Origin of the sequence: Erythrobacter oryzae, from assembly GCF_030271515.1 — a bacterium.
GTDB lineage: Bacteria > Pseudomonadota > Alphaproteobacteria > Sphingomonadales > Sphingomonadaceae > Erythrobacter > Erythrobacter oryzae.
This window is the reverse complement of the sequence record NZ_JASCXI010000003.1, coordinates 745,777-765,630: the sequence shown is the minus strand read 5'-3', so window position 1 is coordinate 765,630 and position 19,854 is coordinate 745,777. Positions and strand designations below refer to the sequence as shown.

The window sequence follows — 19,854 nt, the reverse complement described above, 5'->3', positions numbered from 1 at the left end:
TCTTCCAGAACACGGTCACGGCGACATCGACAGGCCGCGAGGCCGACCAGTCACCGTCCAGACCCTGCCAGATCGCAACGAAGTCGCGCTCGCCATAGGGATCATTGTCCGGCGTGAAGGCATCAAAGGTCTCGACCAGCTCGCGCAGCACAGACCCAAAGCTCTCCACTATATCGGAATGGCTTGCGGATGGGCTGCCCCATGCCGATGCGGTCAGCGCTGTAGCTGGCCCGAATATCGCCTTCGCCGATTTGCTTGTCGGTAGTGTGGCACCACGCGCCGAAAGAAAGGCGCGACGGTTCCACCGTGTGGGACAGGCGAGCCATATCAGTACTCGCTCGCCAACAAGATGGTCAGCACCCGCCGGGTTACGGCAGGATCGGCAGGGTTCTCGCTGCCGAAGCGCAGGTCGCGGTCATAGGCATCGATCTTCCAGAACACGGTCACGGCGACATCGACAGGCCGCGAGGCCGACCAGTCACCGTCCAGACCCTGCCAGATCGCACCGAAGTCGCGCTCGCCATAGGGATCATTGTCCGGCGTGAAGGCATCAAAGGTCTCGACCAGCTCGCGCAGCCGCGACTGGTCCGCCTCAGGTAAGGCCCGAATGCCCTCGGTCGCCACCACCACGCAGGCAATCCCCATGGCGCGGCGCGCCAGATCATTGAGCCGCGCAATCCGCTCGGCGCGCGACAGCAAAGCGCCGCTCATGACGCGATGCTCCCGCCGCACTCGCACAGCCGTACCAGCTCGCCGAAATCCTCGCGCTCGCCGAGCTCGTCGGCCAATTGCTGCACCGCCACCAGCGGCAAGCCGTTGTCATGCGCCAGCATGCGCAGCCAGTCCTCCCGGCACTCGGCCCCGCATGCGCGATAATTCAAGATCAGGTCACCCATGGTCCAAACTCCATCCGGCAAAGCCGCAAGCGTCACGCGGCATGCGGCTCTGCCTTCCGGCGAGGATGGGAGGGGGAGGGAAAACCCCAATCGATGCCCTGGCGCGGGCCAGCGGGCGAAGCCCGCCACACGGGGGTGTCGATTGGGGTTTGGGAACGAGAGGGCAAAGCCCTTGGCTTTCCCCCAAAAGGATCGCCGCAGCGATCCGCACAAAGACGGCGCCCTTGCACGGCGCGAAGCCGCCGGACGCCCTGCGCGCGGGCCAAGTGGGCCAGCGGGCGTCCGGCAATGAAAGAGGCAAGAGCGCCTGCGGGTCAGCTCAGGAACACCGCGCCCTCAGGAGCATGGCCACAGGCCATGCGGGACAGAGCGCGTCCTCCAGAACCTCCCGCTCCGCCTCCCCCCGCTCCTGATCGTTACCCAGATGGGCCGGGACTACAGGCCCGGTCCGCGCCAGCGGATAGAGCAGGTCGCCCGGCAGGGTAGCGCTCTGAACTGCTTGAAGTTATTACTATCCCGATTGCCGGGTACTGCGGAAATCTGTGGTCTAAATGACGGTGTGGCGATACGTTGGATACATGATCGGGGGAAACTCGAATTTTGCATTTCTACAAAAGCTTGAGCCCCAGGCTTACCGCCTTGGGGCCTTGGCTGAGCGTTACTTCGCCGACGATCCCAACACATGCCTCATCAAGCTGAGGCAGCTTTCAGAACTCATCGCACAGCTGACTGGCTCGCGCTTCGGGTTGGAAGTCTCTCCGTCAGACAATCTCGCTGACCTGCTCAGGCGACTGAAGTTCGAGTGTAGCCTTCCGCGTGAAGTCGGGGACCTGTTCCACTCCCTGCGCATCGCCGGAAACGAGGCAGCGCATGGCGGGGCTGATGACCATGCCGGGGCTCTCAATTCACTGAAGTTGGCTCGGCAGCTGTCAATCTGGTACTTCCGGACCTTCCATCGTCCGGCCGAGAAGCTTGGGCCGTTCGTGCCGCCAACTGCGCCAAGCGATGCCAACGCACCACTTATCGAAGAGCTGAGCCGACTGAAAGCAGAGCTTGTTGCAACACAGACAGAAGCTGAGCGCCTGAGGGCAGAGGCCGAAACAGCCGCCGCCAAGCGGAATTCTGCCGAGCAAATCGCCGCGAGCGAGCGCGAAGAGCGGGCGGTCTGGGAAACCTTGGCCGAGGATGCGGAGCGCGAACGCCTGCAGCTATCGGCGCAGCTCAAAGCAGCACTTGCGTCCGCGCGAAGCGATGATGCACCAGCGCCGGAAATCGTCGTTGAACTTGCGCGCGACGCTGCTGAGCAGATCAGCCTCGATGAAGCGGGCACCCGCGCGCTGATAGATCAGCAGCTTCGCGATGCTGGCTGGGAGGCCGATACTCCCAGGCTTCGATACTCAAATGGTACCAGACCCGTGAAAGGACGTAACCGGGCCATTGCCGAATGGCCGACGATGACAGGTCCGGCAGACTACGCCCTGTTTTGCGGGAAGACCCTTGTCGGTACTATAGAAGCCAAGCGCCGAAACAAGAATGTCATGGCCGTGCTGCGCCAGGCTGAGCGCTACGCGTCGGACATTCACATGCAGGAATCGGAGTTCGCCGAGGGCGGACCGTGGGACGTGTTCAAGGCTCCGTTTGCATTCTCGGCGAACGGCAGGCCCTATCTCAAACAGGTTGAAGCTCTGTCCGGCATCTGGCGGCGGGATCTGCGAGACCCGAACAACCCGGCTGAAGTTCTGGCCGGATGGCCTTCACCGCAAGGGCTCATCGAGCGCCTTGCTGTCGATGTCAAAGCCGCCACCCATGAGCTGGCGACCCAGCCATTCGACTTCGGTTTCCCCCTTCGCCATTATCAGCGTCATGCCATTGAGGCTGTTGAGGGAGGCTTGGCCCAAGGTCGCAAAGCCATGCTCGTCGCTATGGCAACGGGCACCGGCAAGACCAAACTAGCCATCGCAATGCTCTATCGCCTGATTTCAGCAAAGCGCTTTCGCCGGGTCTGCTTTGTTGTCGACCGGAGCGCGCTGGGGCGCCAGACAAAGGACGAGTTCACCTCCACCAAAGTGGTCAATGGAAAGGCGTTCGCCGACATCTTTGGCATCAAGGGTCTGGCCGATGTTGCGCTGGATGAAGACACCCGCGTTCATATCTGCACAATTCAGGGCCTGGTGCGCCGGGTGCTCTATTCCGAGAGCGCCCAAGATGCGCCACCGATTGATCAATATGATCTGCTGGTCGTCGACGAATGCCATCGTGGCTACCTGCTGGATCGTGAAATGTCGGACAGCGATCTCAGCTTCCGGGACCAATCTGACTACGTGTCGAAATACAGGCGCGTGCTGGAGCATTTCGATGCTGTCAAAATCGGGCTGACGGCCACCCCTGCGCTCCATACCACTGACATTTTTGGCGAACCGATCTTCACCTATTCCTACCGCGAAGCTGTCGTCGACGGCTTCCTCAACGACCATGAGCCGCCAATCCGGATTGCCACAAAGCTGTCGGAGGGCGGTATCCAGTTCGTTCGCGACGAAGCGGTGGATTTTGTCCACCCCGGCACGGGCCAGGTGGAAACCGTCACCCTGCCCGATGAAATCGGGTTTGAGGTCGAGCAGTTCAACAAGAGTGTGGTGACGGTTCCGTTCAACCGGGCAATTGCGCGGGAGCTGGTCAAATACATCGACCCTGCCGATCCTGACAAAACCTTGATCTTCGCTGTCTCGAAGGCGCATGCCGACATTCTTGTAAAGGAGCTGCGCGACGCCTTTCGCGATGCCTATGGCCCGATGAAGGATGAAACAGTCCAGCGTTTGACCGGCGACGTCGACAAGATCGAAAATCTCATCCTCGCGTTCCGCAATGATCCCCTGCCAAAGGTCGCGGTCACGGTCGATTTGCTCACCACCGGTGTCGACGTCCCCAAGATCACGAACCTCGTGTTCATGCGGCGGGTGAATAGCCGCATCCTTTATGAGCAAATGCTGGGGCGCGCGACACGTCTTTGCCCGGAGATCGGCAAGGAGGGCTTCCGCATTTTCGATGCGGTTGATCTTTATGCGCACCTCCAGAACATGACGGACATGAAGCCGGTCGCGGCTGATCCCAAGTTCACGTTGACCAACCTGTTCGAAGAGTTGCAGGGGCGCGGTGATGCCGAGCACAAGAACCGTGTCCGCGAGCAAATCATTGTCCGCCTGCGTCGCCGGCTCAAAAAACTGTCGCCTGAGGCGCGGGCCAAGTTTGAGATTGAAGCTGGCGAAACGCCTGAAGCTAGCCTTGATCGCTTCGTCAAAGGCGATCCGATTGACTTGGCAATCTGGGCTGCCGACCGACCCAATCTCGGTCCAATCCTCGACTGGACGAACGAGGACGGAACGCCTCGCATGCTCCCGATATCGGAGCACCCCGACGAGGTGACCAGCGTGACGCGCGGCTATGGCTCCGCTGACAGGCCGGAGGACTTCCTCGACAAGTTTGCCCAATTCGTCCGTGACAACGTCAACCGGATTGCCGCGCTGCGGATCGTCGTCCAGCGCCCGCAAGAACTGACCCGCGAGGAATTGCGTCAGCTCAGGCTCGCGCTCGATGCAGAGGGTTTCACCGACAGCAAGATCAAGCGCGCGTGGACCGATACCGCCAATCAGGACATTGCAGCGTCAATTGTGGGTTACATTCGCCAGGCCGCGATTGGCGACCCGCTCATTCCCTATGCTGAACGCGTGCGCCTCGCTGTTGAAGCAATCTTGCGGAAGCGAGACTGGACAGATGTGCAGCGCAAGTGGATCGAACGGATCGGCCGCCAGCTTGAACTTGAAATCGTGGTGGATCGAGCCGCGTTCGATGCCGAGCCTTTTGCCTCGCTTGGTGGCTGGCCACGCATCGACCGGGTGTTTAATGGCGAGCTGGAGCAGGTCGTTCGCGACCTCAATGAGAGCATTTGGAAAGAGGCAGGGTAATGAACGGACCTAGGGCGCGTGAGACCGTTCAAAAGCTGTGGAACGCCAGCAAGAGCCTGCAGGGCGGCGGCGTCAGCTACTACGAATACGTCACCGAACTGACCTACCTTTTGCTGCTAAAGATGCTGGAGGAGGTGTCGCGGGACGGCAAGAAACTCGAGGAGCGGCTTCCTGCAGAATACCGGTGGAAGGCTTTGAAGGCCAAGGAAGGCGAAGGGCGCCTTCAGTTCTACCGAACACTTTTGGTGACCCTAGGCGATAAGTCCAAGGTCAACTTCCCTCTCGTCAATCAGGTATTTACGGACGCGAAAACGTCGCTGACCAAGGCGACCGCGCTAACGTCACTCATCACCACCATCGACAATGTGGACTGGTATGCGGCGGAAGAAGACGGCCTGGGTGACCTCTACGAAGGGCTACTGGAAAAAACCACGTCGGAGCGGAAATCCAAGGCAGGTCAGTACTTTACCCCGCGCCCACTAATCGACACCATCATTGAACTGGTACAGCCGAAGGCAGGAGAGATCATTCAAGATCCTGCGGCAGGCACCGGCGGATTCCTCATTTCAGCGCACCGGGCTATCCTTCGCCAGACTGATGATCTGATGAAACTGAGCCCGGAAATGGCCCATTTCCAGCGCAACAATGCCTTTCAAGGCGCGGAGTTGATCACCGGCACCCACCGGCTCAACACAATGAACCTGCTGCTCCACGGGATTGAGCAGCCCATCGACTGCATCGACGCTCTGACGGCAGACGCCGAAAAGTTCGACCCTGCCGATCTCATCCTCACCAATCCGCCGTTCAACAAGTTTCCCGAAAGCACCACACGCAACGATTTTGTGATCACGGCGGGATCGCGCAAAGGTCCGCTGCCGTTCATGGAACATGTCGTACGGGGCCTCAAAGTCGGTGGCCGGGCGGCTATAGTCATTCCCGACAACATTCTGTTTGAAGATAATATGGGCCGCGATCTTCGCAACTGGCTGATGGACCTGTGCGATGTGCACACCATCCTGCGCCTGCCCACCGGCATTTTCTATGCTCAGGGTGTGAAGACCAACGTCATGTTCCTCACAAAGAAATCCGAGCAGCGTGTCGGGGCTACGAAGCAGGTCTGGTTCTATGATCTGCGCGCCCAAATGCCCAATTTCGGCAAAAATCGTGTGCTGACTGCTGAGGATTTTGCCCCATTCATCAAGGCCTACGGCGCTGACCCGCTCGGCACCGCCAAGCGCAAGGATGAAGGCGAGACCGGACGTTTTCGTGTCTTCACGCGGGAAGAGATCGCCAAGCGCAATGATAACCTTGATATCAGCTGGCTTCGTGAGGACGAAGAGGTCGTCGAGGAAGGACTGACCGAACCTGACGACATCGCTGCCGCCATCCTGGGCCATTTGCGCGCTGCGCTGGAGGAAATTGAGGCGGTGGCTGACGAGCTGGCCGAGACTGACGAGGTCGATGCATGACAGCTGAAATCTTTGGCCGCACCATTCAGCTTTTCCTCGTCGATGGCACGCCCACCGGGCTGCGCAAGGCGACCATCCATGGTTGGACCGGCCTCACCTTCGTCGCCACCGGCACCACCTTCGCCGCACTCACCGCCCGGCCAGAGCTGGACCGGACGGGCATCTACATCCTCTCCGGCCCGGACGCGGAAGCGGTGGGAGGCACGCGCGCCTATATCGGCTCGGCAAACAGCGTGCGCGAGCGGATTAAACAAAGCGCGGCGCAGCGGGAGTTCTGGGAAACGGCGATTGCCGTCACCACCAGCGATGATGATCTGTCCAAGGGACATGTGGAGTATCTGGAAGCGCGGCTGATCCAGATGGCAACCGAGGCGAACCGCGTCACGCTCGACAACGGGACCAGCCCCGCCGGTCAGCGCCGTCGTCTGCCAGAGGCGGATCAGGCGAACATGGAACAGTTCCTCGCCAATCTGAAAATCATCCTGCCTGTGGTCGGGCTCGATCTGCTGAAGCCGCAGCCGCGCGCGGTGACGCAGACGGCCACCCCGGTGGCGCAGCGCACCAGCGGCGAGATGACCTTCGAAATCCGCCACAAGTCCGGCGTGCAGGCGCAGGCGGTGGAGGAAGATGGCGAATTCGTCGTGCTGGAAGGTTCTCAAGCACTGAAAGACACCGGCTATGTTCAACAGAGCTATGGCGCGTTGAAAGACAACCTGGTCAGGCAAGGCGTGCTTCAGCCCGGTGCAGATGGCCGGTACACGTTCGTGAAGCCCTACAGCTTCTCCAGCCCATCAGCCGCTGCCGCCGTCGTGCTGGATCGCAACAGCAATGGCTTGTCCGAATGGAAGGTGAAGGGCGAGAAGCGGACCTACAATGACGTGAAGCAGGCGCGGATTGCCGCCGATGGGGTAAGCGCATGAGCAGTTTGCCAAGCGGTTGGATTGAGCTTGCGATCGGCGACGTTGCTGAGGTTAACCCCCGCAAGGACGTCGATCTGTCGACGTCCGACCTTGTCTCGTTCGTGCCCATGGCAGCGGTCGACGAGGTTTCAGGAACCATCCTTTCGCCCATAGATCGGCCCTATGGCGAGGTCTCAAAGGGCTTCACCCATTTCCGCGATGACGATGTGATCTTCGCAAAAATCACGCCCTCAATGGAAAATGGCAAATCGGCGGTAGCGCGTGGCCTCACGAACGGGACGGGCATGGGTTCTACGGAATTCCATGTTTTTCGCAGCCGTGGGGCGATTGAACCAGAATATCTCTGGCGCTTCGTCCGTCAGAAATCGTTTCGTGAGAACGCTCAGGCAGTCATGTCCGGGGCAGTTGGTCAACAGCGTGTTCCGGCCGACTATCTCAAAGAACATCTGATCCCGCTCCCGCCGTTTCCCGAACAGCGGCGGATTGTAGCGAAGGTGGATGGGTTGACCGCGCGCACCGCCCGCGCCCGCAAAGAGCTGGACCGCATCCCCACCCTCATCGCCCGCTACAAACAACGCCTCCTAGCTCTGGCATTCTCGGGAGAGCTTACCGGTGGAAGTGAAGGCTGGCAGACAGCGACGATTGGCGAGCTCGCCGACACTCAGCTTGGCAAGATGCTCGATAAAGCAAAGAACACGGGTGAACCCACAAGATATCTTCGGAATATCAACGTCCGCTGGTTCGATTTCCAGCTTGACGATGTGCTCGAAATGCCGATGTCTGATGAAGAACGGCGCAAGTTCTCTATCAAAGACGGCGATATTTTGACTTGTGAAGGCGGTGAGCCAGGCCGATCTGCGATCTGGAACAAGGGGTCTACCGATCTAGCTTTCCAAAAGGCGCTGATCCGCATTCGCCCCGACCTTCAGCGATTGAACCCGTCCTACCTTGTCTATCATCTCAAGTATCTTGCTGACGCTCAGGAGCTTGAAAGGCACTTCACCGGATCGACAATCAAGCATCTTCCTCAACGCGCGCTTCAAAACGTTGAATTGCCGCTGCCACCTATCGAAGAGCAAGCGGAAATTGTCCGCAGGATCGAATCTGCATTCGGCTGGCTCGACCGCATGGCCGCCGACCATGCCGCCGCCGCGCGCCTGCTCCCCAAACTCGACGCCGCCATCCTCGCCAAAGCCTTCCGCGGCGAATTGGTGCCGCAGGACCCCAATGATGAACCTGCGGCCAAGCTGCTGGAACGCATCAAGGCGGAACGGGAAGCAACTGCGGCTAAACCGCGAAAGATCGGGCGTGGTAGGCCCCCAAAAGGCGATAAAGTTGTCCTGGCCTCCATCGACGTCGGTTTAAAGGCCGTTGCATACGGAAACTCTCCAAGACCTAAGGGAAAGTCAGGCATGACCAAAAATCGCCAGGATGACGATGTGATGGGTAAGCCATATCTCGCAGGCCTGCTCAAATCTGGTCGCTTCAGCGACGCGCAAAGCCTGTTCCGCGCTGCCGATCTGCCCGTGGCCGATTTCTACAAGCAGCTCGCTTGGGAGATCGACAAGGGCCATATCCTCGACAGCGACGACGAGCTGAAAGCAGCCTGATGCGCCTCCTCCACGTCTACATCGATGGTTATCGCAACCTCAAGAATGTCACGGTCGATTTCGACAAGGACAGCCTTACCAGCGTGGTGATCGGGGAGAACGGTAGCGGCAAATCCAACCTCATCGAAGCGATTGTCGAGGTGTTCCGAGCATACGATCTTGGAGATCACGCGCGGATAAGATTCTCCTATGACCTGTGCTATCGTCTGGGCAGCTACGATGTTCGGCTAACCAATCGGGAGGATGCCCCAAAGACACTGCCTGGAGTTTTTCATCCGCGAACGCCAGTTCGCGCGACCGAAGAAATTCTTCTCGATCCAACTAAATTTATCGACTCCCGAATTTCGCGTATTCGACCGTTCCATCTCCCTGATCTGATATTTGGATATTATTCCGGTAGTGGTAGGAAGTTGGAAAAACTCTTCGATGCTCACCAATCGCGATATTATGGTGTCATTAACAAGGAAGACACGGAAGAGGCATACGAAGAGGCCCGATTTGCACGTCGACTTTTCTATTGCCGCCCGATCCACGGTACGCTCGGCTTGCTGGCTTACCTCGCCAAGCCCGGCAAGGAGACTGACGCCAAGGCTCTACTCACCCAGAAATTGGGCATCACTGGTTTCCATTCCGCTCTTGCACATTTCAAAGAGCCATCTTGGTTCAATAATAGCAAATGGCAGAAGGGGCGGGATCCAGACCGAGAAAAGGCAGGCCGTGGGCGGCGGACCTATGACAAGCTGAGCGAACAGGCACTGGACATTTGGGGTGCTCGTGGACCAGCCGGAGCTTGCGCGCGCAGCCTTCGCGAACTGGCGTACTACCCGGTCACATTAGCCGGAAAGATTGTCGACGACTATCGCCACAAGCCACGCACCGAAGCCCAGCTCGCTTGCTTCTTACGCGACAAAAAGGCGCTGCAGAAGTTCGCCGATAATTACGAAACCGACCAGGACATGTTTGCCGCGCTGGAGGCCGCCGACATATCAGATCTGTTTCGCGACATGATCGTGTGGGTCACACGCAAGGGCGACGATAGCGGCGATATCAGCTTCAGCGATTTGTCCGATGGCGAGCGACAATTGCTTATGGTGCTCGGCTTGATCCGCGTCTCGCGCGGGAAGCAAGCGCTGTTTTTGCTCGACGAACCTGACACGCACCTCAATCCCGCATGGCAGCTCACCTATCTCGACCTGATTCGCGAATGGACGGAAGTCGCAGCCGACGAAGGCGAATGCCAGATAGTTATGACCACCCACAACCCGCTTACGATTGCCGCGCTGACCAAAAAAGAAGTTCGGGTGATGCAAAAGGGGGAAGACGATCAGATCGTTGTTTCCGAACCCTATGCCGATCCGCGGGGCCTCGGCTTTACCTCAACGCTGACTGAGATTTTTGGTCTGCCGACAACGCTTGACCCTGAAACACAAAAGCAAATCGATGAGCGAAATAGGCTCGCACGCATTGACGAACGATCCGAGAAACAGGAGCTTATGCTCATCGAGCTCAATGATAAACTCGACCGGTTGGGCTTCATGCATGAAAGCCGCGATCCGCTTTACGACGATTTCCTGAAGGCGGTCCACGACGTGAAATACGCAGACCGACCACCCATGACACAAGAGCAAATCGAGAAGCGCCGACTGGCAATGCAGGCGCTCATCAAATCCCTCTTAGCTGAGCAGGGGAAGGCGCATTGATTTACGTGAAGCGCGATCCGGCGTTGATCCCAGAAAAATTGATCAAGGTAGCTGAACGGGCGCAAGTTGAATTGGAGGCTTTGCCACCCGATCAGCGGATCGACTTTATCAAGAAAAAATCACATATCTGGCGCGCGTTTAAGCGCCATCTGCGCGCAATGTCGTATGGAAAGTGCTGGTATTCAGAAGCGAAAGGCCCGCAATCGCCGTACGACGTTGATCATTTTCGTCCAAAAGCAGAAGCGCAGCGTACAGATACTTACAAAGATAATGGCTACCCGTGGCTTGCATTCGACTGGGACAATTTCCGATACTCGGCCGAACGTTCCAATAGATTAAGTACAGATGAAGAGACTGGCGAGACTGTTGGAAAGTCGAGCTGGTTTCCCCTGTGCGATGGGAGTCCAATTGCTTCTTGGGATGATCGATGCACGAACGATGAGCGCCCCCTTTTGCTCGATCCTGTATGTCAAGATGATGTTGCCTTAATTGATGTAGGTTCTGATGGACGAATGAAGCCATCTTCCACTTGCGTCGGCACAGGAAAGAAACGGGTCAAAGCAAGCATTCGCCACTATGCACTAAATCTTCCAGACGTTTTGGAAGCCCGCAAAGATGTTATGCGAGATGTAAATGATCGGGTTGATGTCCTTCTTAAGTCGATCGAAGCAGCAAATAATTTTGATGATGCAGCCGACTCAATTCCTGTTGATGATCAACGAAGAGCTATAAAAGCACTTACTCTGCCAAATAGTGCATTTGCAAGGGCTGCGCGAGCAAAATTGATTGAGAGAGGATTAGCTGGCTTAATCGCGTCACCAGAGGACTATCCGGCTATCGCTGCCTAGGCTTTAGGCGATCTGGCAGATAACCACTCCGCAGCCTTCGCCGCTGCACTGGCGGCGGTGAAGATCGCGCGGTTGTCACCCTTGAGCACCTTGAGCCAGCTGGCGAGGTAGCAGGCATGATCCGGACGCGGGGTCACTGAAAGCCCGAGGTCGCCGCACAGGAAGGCTGAGCCAAGCTCGGCGACGAGCTCTTCCATGGCATAGGCCTCGTCGCCGAAGCGCTTGCCGAAGGTGCGGGCAAGGCGGTGATCAGCCCCGGTCCAGTGGACCAGCTCGTGGAGCAGGATCGCGTACCAATTTTGCGCGGCGCTGTCGGTGTCGGTGGCAAAGAAGCGCTCGCGGTCGGGCATGGTGATCGTGTCGGTGGAAGGGGTGTAGTGGGCGCTGTCGCCCTGAATGCGGATTGCGACACCCGTGTCAGCGATGAAGGCCTCGGCATCGGGGATGGGATCGAAGACCTCGGCTTCGGGCAGCTCGGGCAAGGCGTAGCCCTCGACCTGCGCGATGTTGAACACATGCGAGCCCTGCGCGAAGATCCGGCCCGCGCCCTCGCGCGCCTCCTCTTCACTGGCCTCGGGCTTGTCCAGAACCTTGTAGAACACGATCGGCGAGGCCTTCTCGCCCTTGCGGACCTGCGCGCCGAGCGATTGCCACTGGCGATAGGTTGCCCATAGGCCATGCCCGAAGTCCTGCTCTTCGGCGCTGGCCCAGAGGGCAAGGACATTGACGCCGCGATAGGCCTTGCGGGTGACCGCGTTGATGGGGCGCGTCAGCGGGGCGCTGCTGCGGTGCCAGGGAAGGGTGTAGTCGCCGGTGCCGCGCTCCAGCGCGGCGATGATCTGGTTGGTGATGGTGTCGTAGATGCTGGCGGTTGCGGTGCTGGCCATGGTGGTAAATCCTTCGTCCTGTCGTTGGGAACGCGGATGAAGGGACGGGCCGGATGGCCGGGCGGGTCAGCGGTAAGCGGAGCAGCCAACACGGGAGGGCGCAGCCCGAATGGAGCGGGCAGGCTGTTGATCCCGCCCGGCACGGCCTGTCACTCAGGGAGCAGTTCATTCCAAGGGCAGGGCGAAGGATGTCATGGCCCTGCGTTCGCGCGTCACACGATCAGCCGAGACCAGCCCCCAGAGACTTCGACTTGGCAGCCTCAGGCGCACTTACCTCCATGGCTGTCTGCTTCTCGCCCGCGCGCTCATGGATCGCGCGGATCAGCCGCGCCTTGTCGTCGGTGACCACAATGGCTTCGGACTTCGCGCGCGAGAGCGCGACATAGAGCATCTTCTGATCGACCAGATTGGCAGAGCGGCTGTCGGCGTGGATCAGCACCCGTTCGGCGGTCTGGCCCTGCGCGGCGTGGGCGGTCTGGACATAGGCATGGCGCAGATGGGCGTCGCGCGGGTCGGTAAGGTCAAGCCGCTGCTCGCGGCCATTGGCCAGCGCGATGGTCGCCTGCTGCCGCTCGGGATCGATGCCGGTGATGGTGCCGCGCAGCCCGTTGATGCGTCCGGCCTCACGGTCGTTGCGGGTGAACTGCACCCGGTCGCCCGCCTGCAATTCCATTGGCTTGGGCTCGAACACCTCGACCTTGCCCGCGCCCCACTGGCGCAGCCGCCAGTCCACGGCTGAGCCGTCGGAGGCCTTCAATGCAATAGCGGCCTTGTCCGAATCGATCCGCTCGACCCTGTAGGCAGCGCCGCGCGTCACGCCCTTCTCGGCATAGTCGCGGGCGAAGCGGACGACATCGCCAATGGCATAGCTTGCGGCCTGGCGTGTGTCGGCACGGGTCAGGCCCTTGGCCTCAAGCGCCTCGAACCGGACGGCAGCAGAGGAGAGCTCACCACGCTTCGCTAGCTGCTGGCGGATCATGGTAGTGAGGGTATCGCGCCCGTCGCGCGAAGGCTCGATCACCAAGGTGCGCACACGCTCGGTAGGGCTCAGGGCAACATAGCGCTGGGCCATCGTCGCAAGACGGGCATCCCGGCTTGCACCTTCGATCACTTCGCCGCCCCCGCGCTCCAGGGCAGCGAGAGCCTTGCCGGCATGGCCCTCGATCGACGCCATGACGGCTTCGCGGGTCTCGGCATTGGTCTGCCGCACCACGTTGGCGAGTTTTGCGGTGGCCATGCCCGCCTGCTGCAACTGGGCGAAAGCTGCGCCTGCGCCAACCGAACCCAGCTGCCTGACGTCGCCGACCAGGACGAGCCGCGCCCCGGCCTTGTCGGCGCTGGCCATCAGCGCCGCCATGTCCCGCGAGGACAGCATCGAAGCCTCATCGACGATCCACACCGCGCCCTTGCCGACCCCTTTGGCCTCGGGAGACACAAGATGCCGAGCGACCGTATCACCGCGCAAGCCAAGCGCTTCTCCCAGCACCGTCGCCGCCGACGCGGTCGGTGCGAGCGCAATAACCGCCAACCCGCTCTTCGCCGCTTCAAGCGCATAGGTCGCCAGCACGGTCGTGGTCTTGGCGGTCCCGGCATAGCCCTGAACTGCGGCAACACGGTCACGCGAGGTGAGCAGCGCAGCAGTCGCGCGCTTCTGGTCATCGGTCCAGGCAAACCCCGCGCGCGCGGACTCCCGCGCGGCGCGCTCGACCGTGCGCGCAGCAGCGAGCGGCGATGCAAGCGGCGAGGCCACGCCGCGCCCGGCGGCTTCAAGGCGCAGCATGGTCTGCTCGGTCGCGATGGCTTCGGGCGTGGTGAACCCCGCGAACTCCGCCCCACGCCGGTCGAGATAGGCGCGCGGCACCAGCCCGCCGCGATTGCCATCCTCGGCAATGGCAGCGCTGATGGCGCTGTGGCTGAGCCTGCCAAAGGCATAGTCGCCCGCCTCCCGGGCCAGCGTGCTGGCCGGGAATACGGCCTGACGCTCTGACAGCTTGGCGGCAGCCCAGGCGACCGCCCGGGCGGCGAGGATCTCAGGGTTCGCGTCAAGCTCGCCCGCCCCCGCTCGCGCCTCCGCGTCAGCGATCAACCCCGCCTGCTCCGCCTCGCCAAATCCTTTGGCTTCTGCCGTGGCCCGCCAATCGGCCCGCAAGGTCTTGTGATCCGCATGGCTCTTCGCCTCGCGGGTATCGAGCGCCGCGATCTGCTTTTCGGAAGCGCTCGCCTCCTCCCGGCTCGTACCGCGCTCGGCAAGCCGTGCATCGATCGCAGCCGTGCGCTGGCTGAGCGCCTCGATCACCCTGTCGGGCACGCCTGCGATCTCGAACATGGCGTCTTTGCCCGCCTCGATCCTGTACCCGAGCTCAGCAGCGCCATGCGCCAGCTCCTGGCGATAGATCGCGCCAATCTCCTTCTGCAGCTGGTAGAAGGCGCGGGGCTCCAAGCTGCGCCAGTTGCCATCCTTGTCCTGTGTTGCATTGAGGATCACCGCATGGGTGTGGAGCTGCGGGTCCTGTGCGCGGCTCGTGGCATGGCGGAAGGTGGCAATGGCAAGGTTGCCGGTTTCCTCGCGCCGCACCTCGCCGCCCTCGCGCACCCGGGTTGCCGCCATGTGCTGCTCGACATGGCCAAGCGCAGCTTTGACCGCTGCGGCATGCGCGGCGATCAGCCGCTTGTCGCCGGCAACCTCGGCCATGATCGAGACCGACTTGGGCGCGGAGAAGGTGATATCCCAGCCCGGCCGGTGCTCGACCTTGCCATCGCGGGTCGTGCCGAGCTGCTGCCCGGCAACGCGGCCTTCGAGCAGCTCGGCAAACTCCACGCGGTCTACCTCACCGGAGAGGCCCAGCGATGCGGCTGCCTCTCCGAACCACTCCGAGGGGGCAAAGCCGCCCTCGGCATAGTAGTCATCGGCCTCATAGTAGCTGGCTGCCTGCCCGGCGCTGGTCAGGGCTGAGACCGATGCCACCATCACACAGGTCCCGCCTCAGGTCCTGTCTTGGTGCCTGACTCAGATTCGGAGGCAGAAGGGACGGCAATCGCGCTGACCCGGCTCCACAGGGTGCTCGCCGGATCGCCCGCGACAAAGGCAGGCTGGCGCGGCGATCCGCGCCGGGCGATGTGCTCGGCAGTGAGGCCGATCCGCGCAACCGGCAGGCCGTCGGGCAGCAGCAGAAAGCCTTGGTGCGGGGGAAGACGCAGTTCGCTTTCGAGCACAGCCGCGCGGAACTGGCGCTCGGTGGCAATAGAGGTGCGGGGCACCTCCTTGCCGACCATCAAGGTGTCGGTGGCCATCCGCATTTCGATCTCACATTGCCCGATGGTCTCGCTCGCCCACTGGCGGGTTTCGCGGTCGACGGTCTGCAGGAACAGCTTCGTGTTGCAGCAGGCAAGCATGGCTTCAGCGATGTTGTCACCATAGCGATGCCGCATCTGCCCCAACGCCTGAAAGGTGAGCACGATCGCCGCGCCAAACTTGCGGCCTTCGGGCAGAAGGCGCGCGAGGTTTTCGACGCGGGGAAGGTCGGCAAGCTCGTCGAGCACAAACCAGATGCGCCGCTCGGGCGAAGGCGAAAGGCCCAGCACGGCGCTCGCCGCGCATTCGAGCCAGCAGGCCATGAGCGGCTTAGCGGCCTCGAAATAGTCCTCCTTGCGCGGTACAAAGATCCAGGGCTTTGCCCCGTCGATCCGGTCGAGCCCGACAATGAAATCGCGGAAGGCAAAACGCGCCGCATTCTCCTGTTCGACCTTCAGGAACTGGATCAGGTTCGCCGCTTTGGCGAGCATGAAGAGCACGCTGCCGGTGGCACGGTCGGCGTCGTCGGCAAAGGTGCGGGCCGATGATGTATGCCCCAGCCAGGCCTTCAGCTGCTCCTTGCTCTTGACCTGCAAAGCATCGAGCAGGGCCTCGAGACTGCCGTTCTTCTCGGCCCAGAGCGAGCGCATCATGTTGGCCACCAGAATGCGGCTCGTCTCGAGCCAGACATCGTCATCCTGACTGCCGGTTTCGGAGACCAGCTGGCGCGCAATGCGGTCGGCATCGGCGGGGTGCGATATCTCGTCGAAGGGTGACCAGAAAGCGCAGCGCGCATCGAAGGGATTGAGGATGATGTCGCCGCGCGCGGGGTTGTAATAGTGCGCGATGAACTCGCCCGATGTGTCGTAAACAAGGGCCGCTTCGCCGCGCGCTTCGATACCGTCGAGCATCTGGCGCAGAACCGTGGTCTTGCCGCTCCCGGTGGTCCCTAGAAAGGCAAAATGCCGGGTCTCGATCCGCTGCAGGATGGGGACCGGCCCGATCTGGAGCGCACCCCCGCCGGACATCGAACGGGTGCGCGCGGCGACCTCTTCCTGGCGCGCCAGACGGGTGCCGCCGATCACCCGGTCGGCCAGCGTATCCTTCCCCTGCGAGGACATGGTGCGCTGGATCAACCAAACCACCAGAAGCCCCAGGGCGCAGCCCAGAACCGCTCCAATGATGAGCACAGCGACGGCCTTGGAGAAGGTCCCGGCAATGAATGGCTCGTTGGCAAAAGCAGCCGCTGAGACGGTAGCGCGGTGCCCCTCCAGCGACACGTTCATCATCAGGTCCCTGCCCGCCAATTCGCCCATAGTGGCAAGGAACTTGGCCACGAGGCATTGGCCTGCGACCTTGAGCTCGGGAGCGCTCATGACGAACTGCGGCGCGATGATTGCGCCTGCGCCGCCTGACAGCAGAACGAGCTTCGCAAAGAACCCGAAGCGCTGCTGCCACTGCGCCATGCGCACCCGCCACAGCGCGTGGGCACGGGTGACGAAATCGTTGCCTGTGGTCATCGCTCGCTCTCCTCTGCCAGCTTGCGCTGGCGCTCGAATGCGGCCCGTGCTTCGGCGGCAATGACCTCGTCGGATGTGCGCCCGCCGAGCGCTGACGAGCGCGCATAGGCATAGGCAGCGCAGGCCGTGAACAGGGTGCGGTCAAGCACCCGTTCGGCATCGGCAAGGCGTTCCGATATCGACCCGATCACGCTGGCCATTTCGGCAAGATCGGTCTCCCGGTCGGCGCCGTGGATCAGGGCCACGAGCCCCTCTTCGACGACGCGGCCGAGCATGGCGTACTGGCTGAGCCCGCGCCGCTGCGCGAACTCGGCGAGTACCCGATATTGCGACGGATTGAGGCGCACCGTCTGCACCCGCGCGCTCATCGCACCGCCTCCGGGGCGATGCGATCCGCCATCGCGAAAAATGGCGGAATTGCGTGGGTGCCGAGTGTGGACTGAAGACGAGATGCTATCCGCATCCCGTCAAACCCGCAGAAATCCTCGCTGCACGCGTGCGTGGGGTGTGTATCCCTTTTCCGGGCCCGATGCATCGCATCGTGTCCCTTCACAGGTTCCGGTGAATAGTCCTGACTGTGCTCCATTAGATATCCCCCAGGTCCCGAGGTACGCGCGCGAATGCGCGGATCTGACGCTCGGCTTCAGCGTCGGCGGCAGCACGGTCGGGGAACGGCTTTTCAGGAAGTGCGGGGACGAATGTGAGGTCCTTGTCCTGCATCCATTTGCGCACTGTCCGATCGACCACAGCACGCAGTGTCTCGCGCAGATCGAAAGCATCTTCAGGGGACAATCGGGCCCATTGGAGATGGTGGAGAATGAACCCGCCAAGCGGGTATGTTTTGTCGCCGATAGCGACCAGGGGACCTTCAAATTGGGCCGAGAATTCCTCGCCCTTGAAGCGATCGATCATGGGTCGTTCGAAGTAGAGCCAGTCGGCGATGAAGGTGCGGTAGCAGCTGCCATCGAGGCCCGGGCGGCTGAGCCGCCTGACGTAATCGTCGATCAGCAGTTCTGTCAGAGACTTGTATCGGTCATCGACCGGTACACAAACGAGCGCCCAGCCTTCCGCGCGCAAGGCGGCTTCCAACATGGAGAAAATGGACATTGGGAAAGCATCTTTCTGCGAGCCACTGCCCGCCAATCGAGGGGGTCAGTAGCGGCGCAGCGGAAGGGCGTTGATCCATTCCGATATGTCGGCGGCGCGCCAGCGAATGCGCCCCCCGCCGATGTCGACCGGGTGGGGAAAGCCCCCTTTGCGCATCTTCCTCCAGATTGTGGAGCGGCTGCGAATGCCGGTAAGGCGCAGCACCTCCTGGCAGGTGATCAGTTCGGTATTCGACATGACAGATTCCTCTTCATTCAAGGTTCTGTCACTGGCGCCGTCGTCCCCTTCCGGAGTGGCGGGTTGACCGTCGCACGGCGCGCCGCACGGCGATCCTGCATTCGACCCGACACCCCTGCCTGAGCTTCAGTGACCATCAGAAGCTATGTGCGACGCTTGGATGTTGGAAAGAACAAAACAGGATCAAATGCCGTTCCACATCCAGCGAGGACGCGAGCGGACGCACCGGGACGCATTGCGGCCAGCAAGAATTGTGTGAGCGACAAGCTCACGCACGATCTTGGCGGTGATCAACGGCAATTGTAGCGCATTGTGTCGGCGTTTGTTGCCGGAATCTGCGCGACTCGGTTGCGCCCATCTATCGTCACGAGCCAAGGCTTCGCTGAGCGCCTCGTTGGCAACGGAAACCCGATCGGCTGCGAGCCCGAGCGAGGACGAAAGTCGGCTAGTCAGCCCACATGGCATGGCGCAACTGGGCCACGCACGCGGTTACGCAAACAGCACATTCTCCAAGGCAGCGATCAGCTCATTTCGCTTCCCGTCAGGAAGGCGATCGAGGTTCTGTCGCTTCCACAGAACGGCAGGCAGTTTGTCGGCTCCTGGTATGCTGAGAAGGTCCCAATCGGGCGTGCCTTTCTTGAAGCCGACAAGGAAATGCCGATGAGCTTCGGGCATTTCAGCGACCATCGCAGTGATCAGCGCCTCGCGAGCGGCTTCAAGTTCGGCAAGTTCAACCGGCTCGATGGTCATACCGACAAACCCCCGCGCATATTCCTCTGTCAGTGGTTTGCGTGCGGGGGCGAGGATCTCTGCCATCGGGCGATTATGGCTGATGAGATAGACTAGGAATGCCCGGCGCAGCTCGTCCCCTATCCCCTCATGGGCGAGAAGGTCGCGCACATCAAACAGGTCGCGCGGATGCTGGCGATCAAGAGCTGCGACGATCTTGCCGGCATAGAGGTCGGCAAAGGAGACGACCGGCATTTCGGCAAAGCCGAACTCCTCTTCGACCCTCGGCACCACAGGCGTGATGACAGGTTCGTAGACTGTGCCGCGCAAGACCGGCGTGATCTCAATCTTGATCTGCACCTCCCCGGAACGGACGATCAGCTTGGTGACGATGTCGTCGCCAGCAGAGCGGGACGGATGGATCTTCGCGCCTGGAATGCCGCCGCCAATCTGCTCTGCAATTCGCCGCATCGCGGCATCTATGGCCTTGAGCGATGTGGCGCGGTCCTCGACCGGCAGATAGGTCAGATCAATATCGACAGACAGGCGGGGCATGTCGCGCACAAACAGATTGATCGCAGTTCCGCCTTTCAGGGCAAATGCCTGCTCCCTGGCGACAAAAGGGATGGTGCGGATCAGGAGCGCGACTTGCTGCCGGTAGGTATCGAGGAAAGCCATGC

At 61.0% G+C, this 19,854-nt stretch carries 16 protein-coding genes; 6 read left to right on the top strand and 10 right to left on the bottom strand.

The window, feature by feature from the left end:
- The 3 genes from PFX90_RS17140 to PFX90_RS12515 all read right to left on the bottom strand — a co-directional run.
- On the bottom strand, window positions 1–151 hold a 151-nt coding region (locus PFX90_RS17140), incomplete at its 3' end, for a DUF3768 domain-containing protein (protein ID WP_419180101.1).
- A 176-nt stretch (window positions 152–327) separates the two neighbouring features.
- Complete coding sequence (locus PFX90_RS12520; RefSeq protein WP_285712834.1) at window positions 328–711, bottom strand: DUF3768 domain-containing protein; 384 nt, start codon at window positions 709–711, stop codon at window positions 328–330.
- On the bottom strand, window positions 708–896 hold the full coding sequence (locus PFX90_RS12515) for a hypothetical protein (RefSeq protein WP_285712833.1): 189 nt from the start codon (window positions 894–896) through the stop codon (window positions 708–710). Before PFX90_RS12515 ends, PFX90_RS12520 begins: the two co-directional genes overlap by 4 nt.
- A gap of 578 nt (window positions 897–1,474) precedes the next feature.
- On the opposite strand from PFX90_RS12515, the gene hsdR reads away from it, so the two are divergent.
- Genes hsdR through PFX90_RS12485 form a run of 6 tightly spaced genes read left to right on the top strand, consistent with a single transcriptional unit; the run spans window position 1,475 to window position 11,402 of the window.
- Window positions 1,475–4,855 (top strand): type I restriction-modification system endonuclease, encoded by a 3,381-nt coding sequence (gene hsdR, locus PFX90_RS12510; protein WP_285712832.1) that lies wholly within the window; start codon window positions 1,475–1,477, stop codon window positions 4,853–4,855.
- Window positions 4,855–6,324, top strand: coding sequence for an HsdM family class I SAM-dependent methyltransferase (locus PFX90_RS12505; RefSeq protein ID WP_285712831.1), 1,470 nt, complete (start codon window positions 4,855–4,857; stop codon window positions 6,322–6,324). Before hsdR ends, PFX90_RS12505 begins: the two co-directional genes overlap by 1 nt.
- Entirely contained in the window at window positions 6,321–7,244 is a 924-nt protein-coding gene (locus PFX90_RS12500) for a GIY-YIG nuclease family protein (RefSeq protein WP_285712830.1), read from the top strand. Before PFX90_RS12505 ends, PFX90_RS12500 begins: the two co-directional genes overlap by 4 nt.
- On the top strand, window positions 7,241–8,854 hold the full coding sequence (locus PFX90_RS12495) for a restriction endonuclease subunit S (protein WP_285712829.1): 1,614 nt from the start codon (window positions 7,241–7,243) through the stop codon (window positions 8,852–8,854). Before PFX90_RS12500 ends, PFX90_RS12495 begins: the two co-directional genes overlap by 4 nt.
- Complete coding sequence (locus tag PFX90_RS12490; RefSeq protein ID WP_285712828.1) at window positions 8,854–10,554, top strand: AAA family ATPase; 1,701 nt, start codon at window positions 8,854–8,856, stop codon at window positions 10,552–10,554. The genes PFX90_RS12495 and PFX90_RS12490 overlap by 1 nt, the downstream gene beginning before the upstream one ends.
- Window positions 10,555–10,559: 5 nt before the next feature.
- Window positions 10,560–11,402, top strand: a complete 843-nt coding sequence (locus tag PFX90_RS12485) for an HNH endonuclease family protein (RefSeq protein WP_285712827.1) — start codon at window positions 10,560–10,562, stop codon at window positions 11,400–11,402.
- Here PFX90_RS12485 and PFX90_RS12480 read toward each other — a convergent pair.
- The 7 genes from PFX90_RS12480 to PFX90_RS12450 all read right to left on the bottom strand — a co-directional run bounded on the left by PFX90_RS12480 (window position 11,399) and on the right by PFX90_RS12450 (window position 19,852).
- The gene (locus PFX90_RS12480; protein WP_285712826.1) at window positions 11,399–12,289 is read right to left on the bottom strand and encodes an ArdC family protein; all 891 of its coding nucleotides are present in this window, start codon (window positions 12,287–12,289) and stop codon (window positions 11,399–11,401) included. The genes PFX90_RS12485 and PFX90_RS12480 overlap by 4 nt on opposite strands.
- Before the next feature lie 220 nt (window positions 12,290–12,509).
- On the bottom strand, window positions 12,510–15,257 hold the full coding sequence (mobF, locus tag PFX90_RS12475; RefSeq protein ID WP_285712825.1) for a MobF family relaxase: 2,748 nt from the start codon (window positions 15,255–15,257) through the stop codon (window positions 12,510–12,512).
- Window positions 15,257–17,101: a type IV secretion system DNA-binding domain-containing protein gene (locus PFX90_RS12470; RefSeq protein WP_285712824.1), complete on the bottom strand. Its 1,845-nt coding sequence runs from the start codon at window positions 17,099–17,101 to the stop codon at window positions 15,257–15,259. The genes mobF and PFX90_RS12470 overlap by 1 nt, the downstream gene beginning before the upstream one ends.
- Window positions 17,098–17,469, bottom strand: coding sequence for a hypothetical protein (locus PFX90_RS12465; RefSeq protein ID WP_285712823.1), 372 nt, complete (start codon window positions 17,467–17,469; stop codon window positions 17,098–17,100). The genes PFX90_RS12470 and PFX90_RS12465 overlap by 4 nt, the downstream gene beginning before the upstream one ends.
- A gap of 217 nt (window positions 17,470–17,686) precedes the next feature.
- A complete protein-coding gene (locus PFX90_RS12460) occupies window positions 17,687–18,208 on the bottom strand; it encodes a hypothetical protein (protein ID WP_285712821.1) in 522 nt (173 codons plus the stop codon).
- A gap of 45 nt (window positions 18,209–18,253) precedes the next feature.
- Window positions 18,254–18,445, bottom strand: a complete 192-nt coding sequence (locus tag PFX90_RS12455) for a helix-turn-helix transcriptional regulator (protein ID WP_023836545.1) — start codon at window positions 18,443–18,445, stop codon at window positions 18,254–18,256.
- 489 nt (window positions 18,446–18,934) lie between these two features.
- Window positions 18,935–19,852: a nucleotidyl transferase AbiEii/AbiGii toxin family protein gene (locus PFX90_RS12450; RefSeq protein ID WP_285712818.1), complete on the bottom strand. Its 918-nt coding sequence runs from the start codon at window positions 19,850–19,852 to the stop codon at window positions 18,935–18,937.
- Window positions 19,853–19,854: the final 2 nt, after the last annotated feature.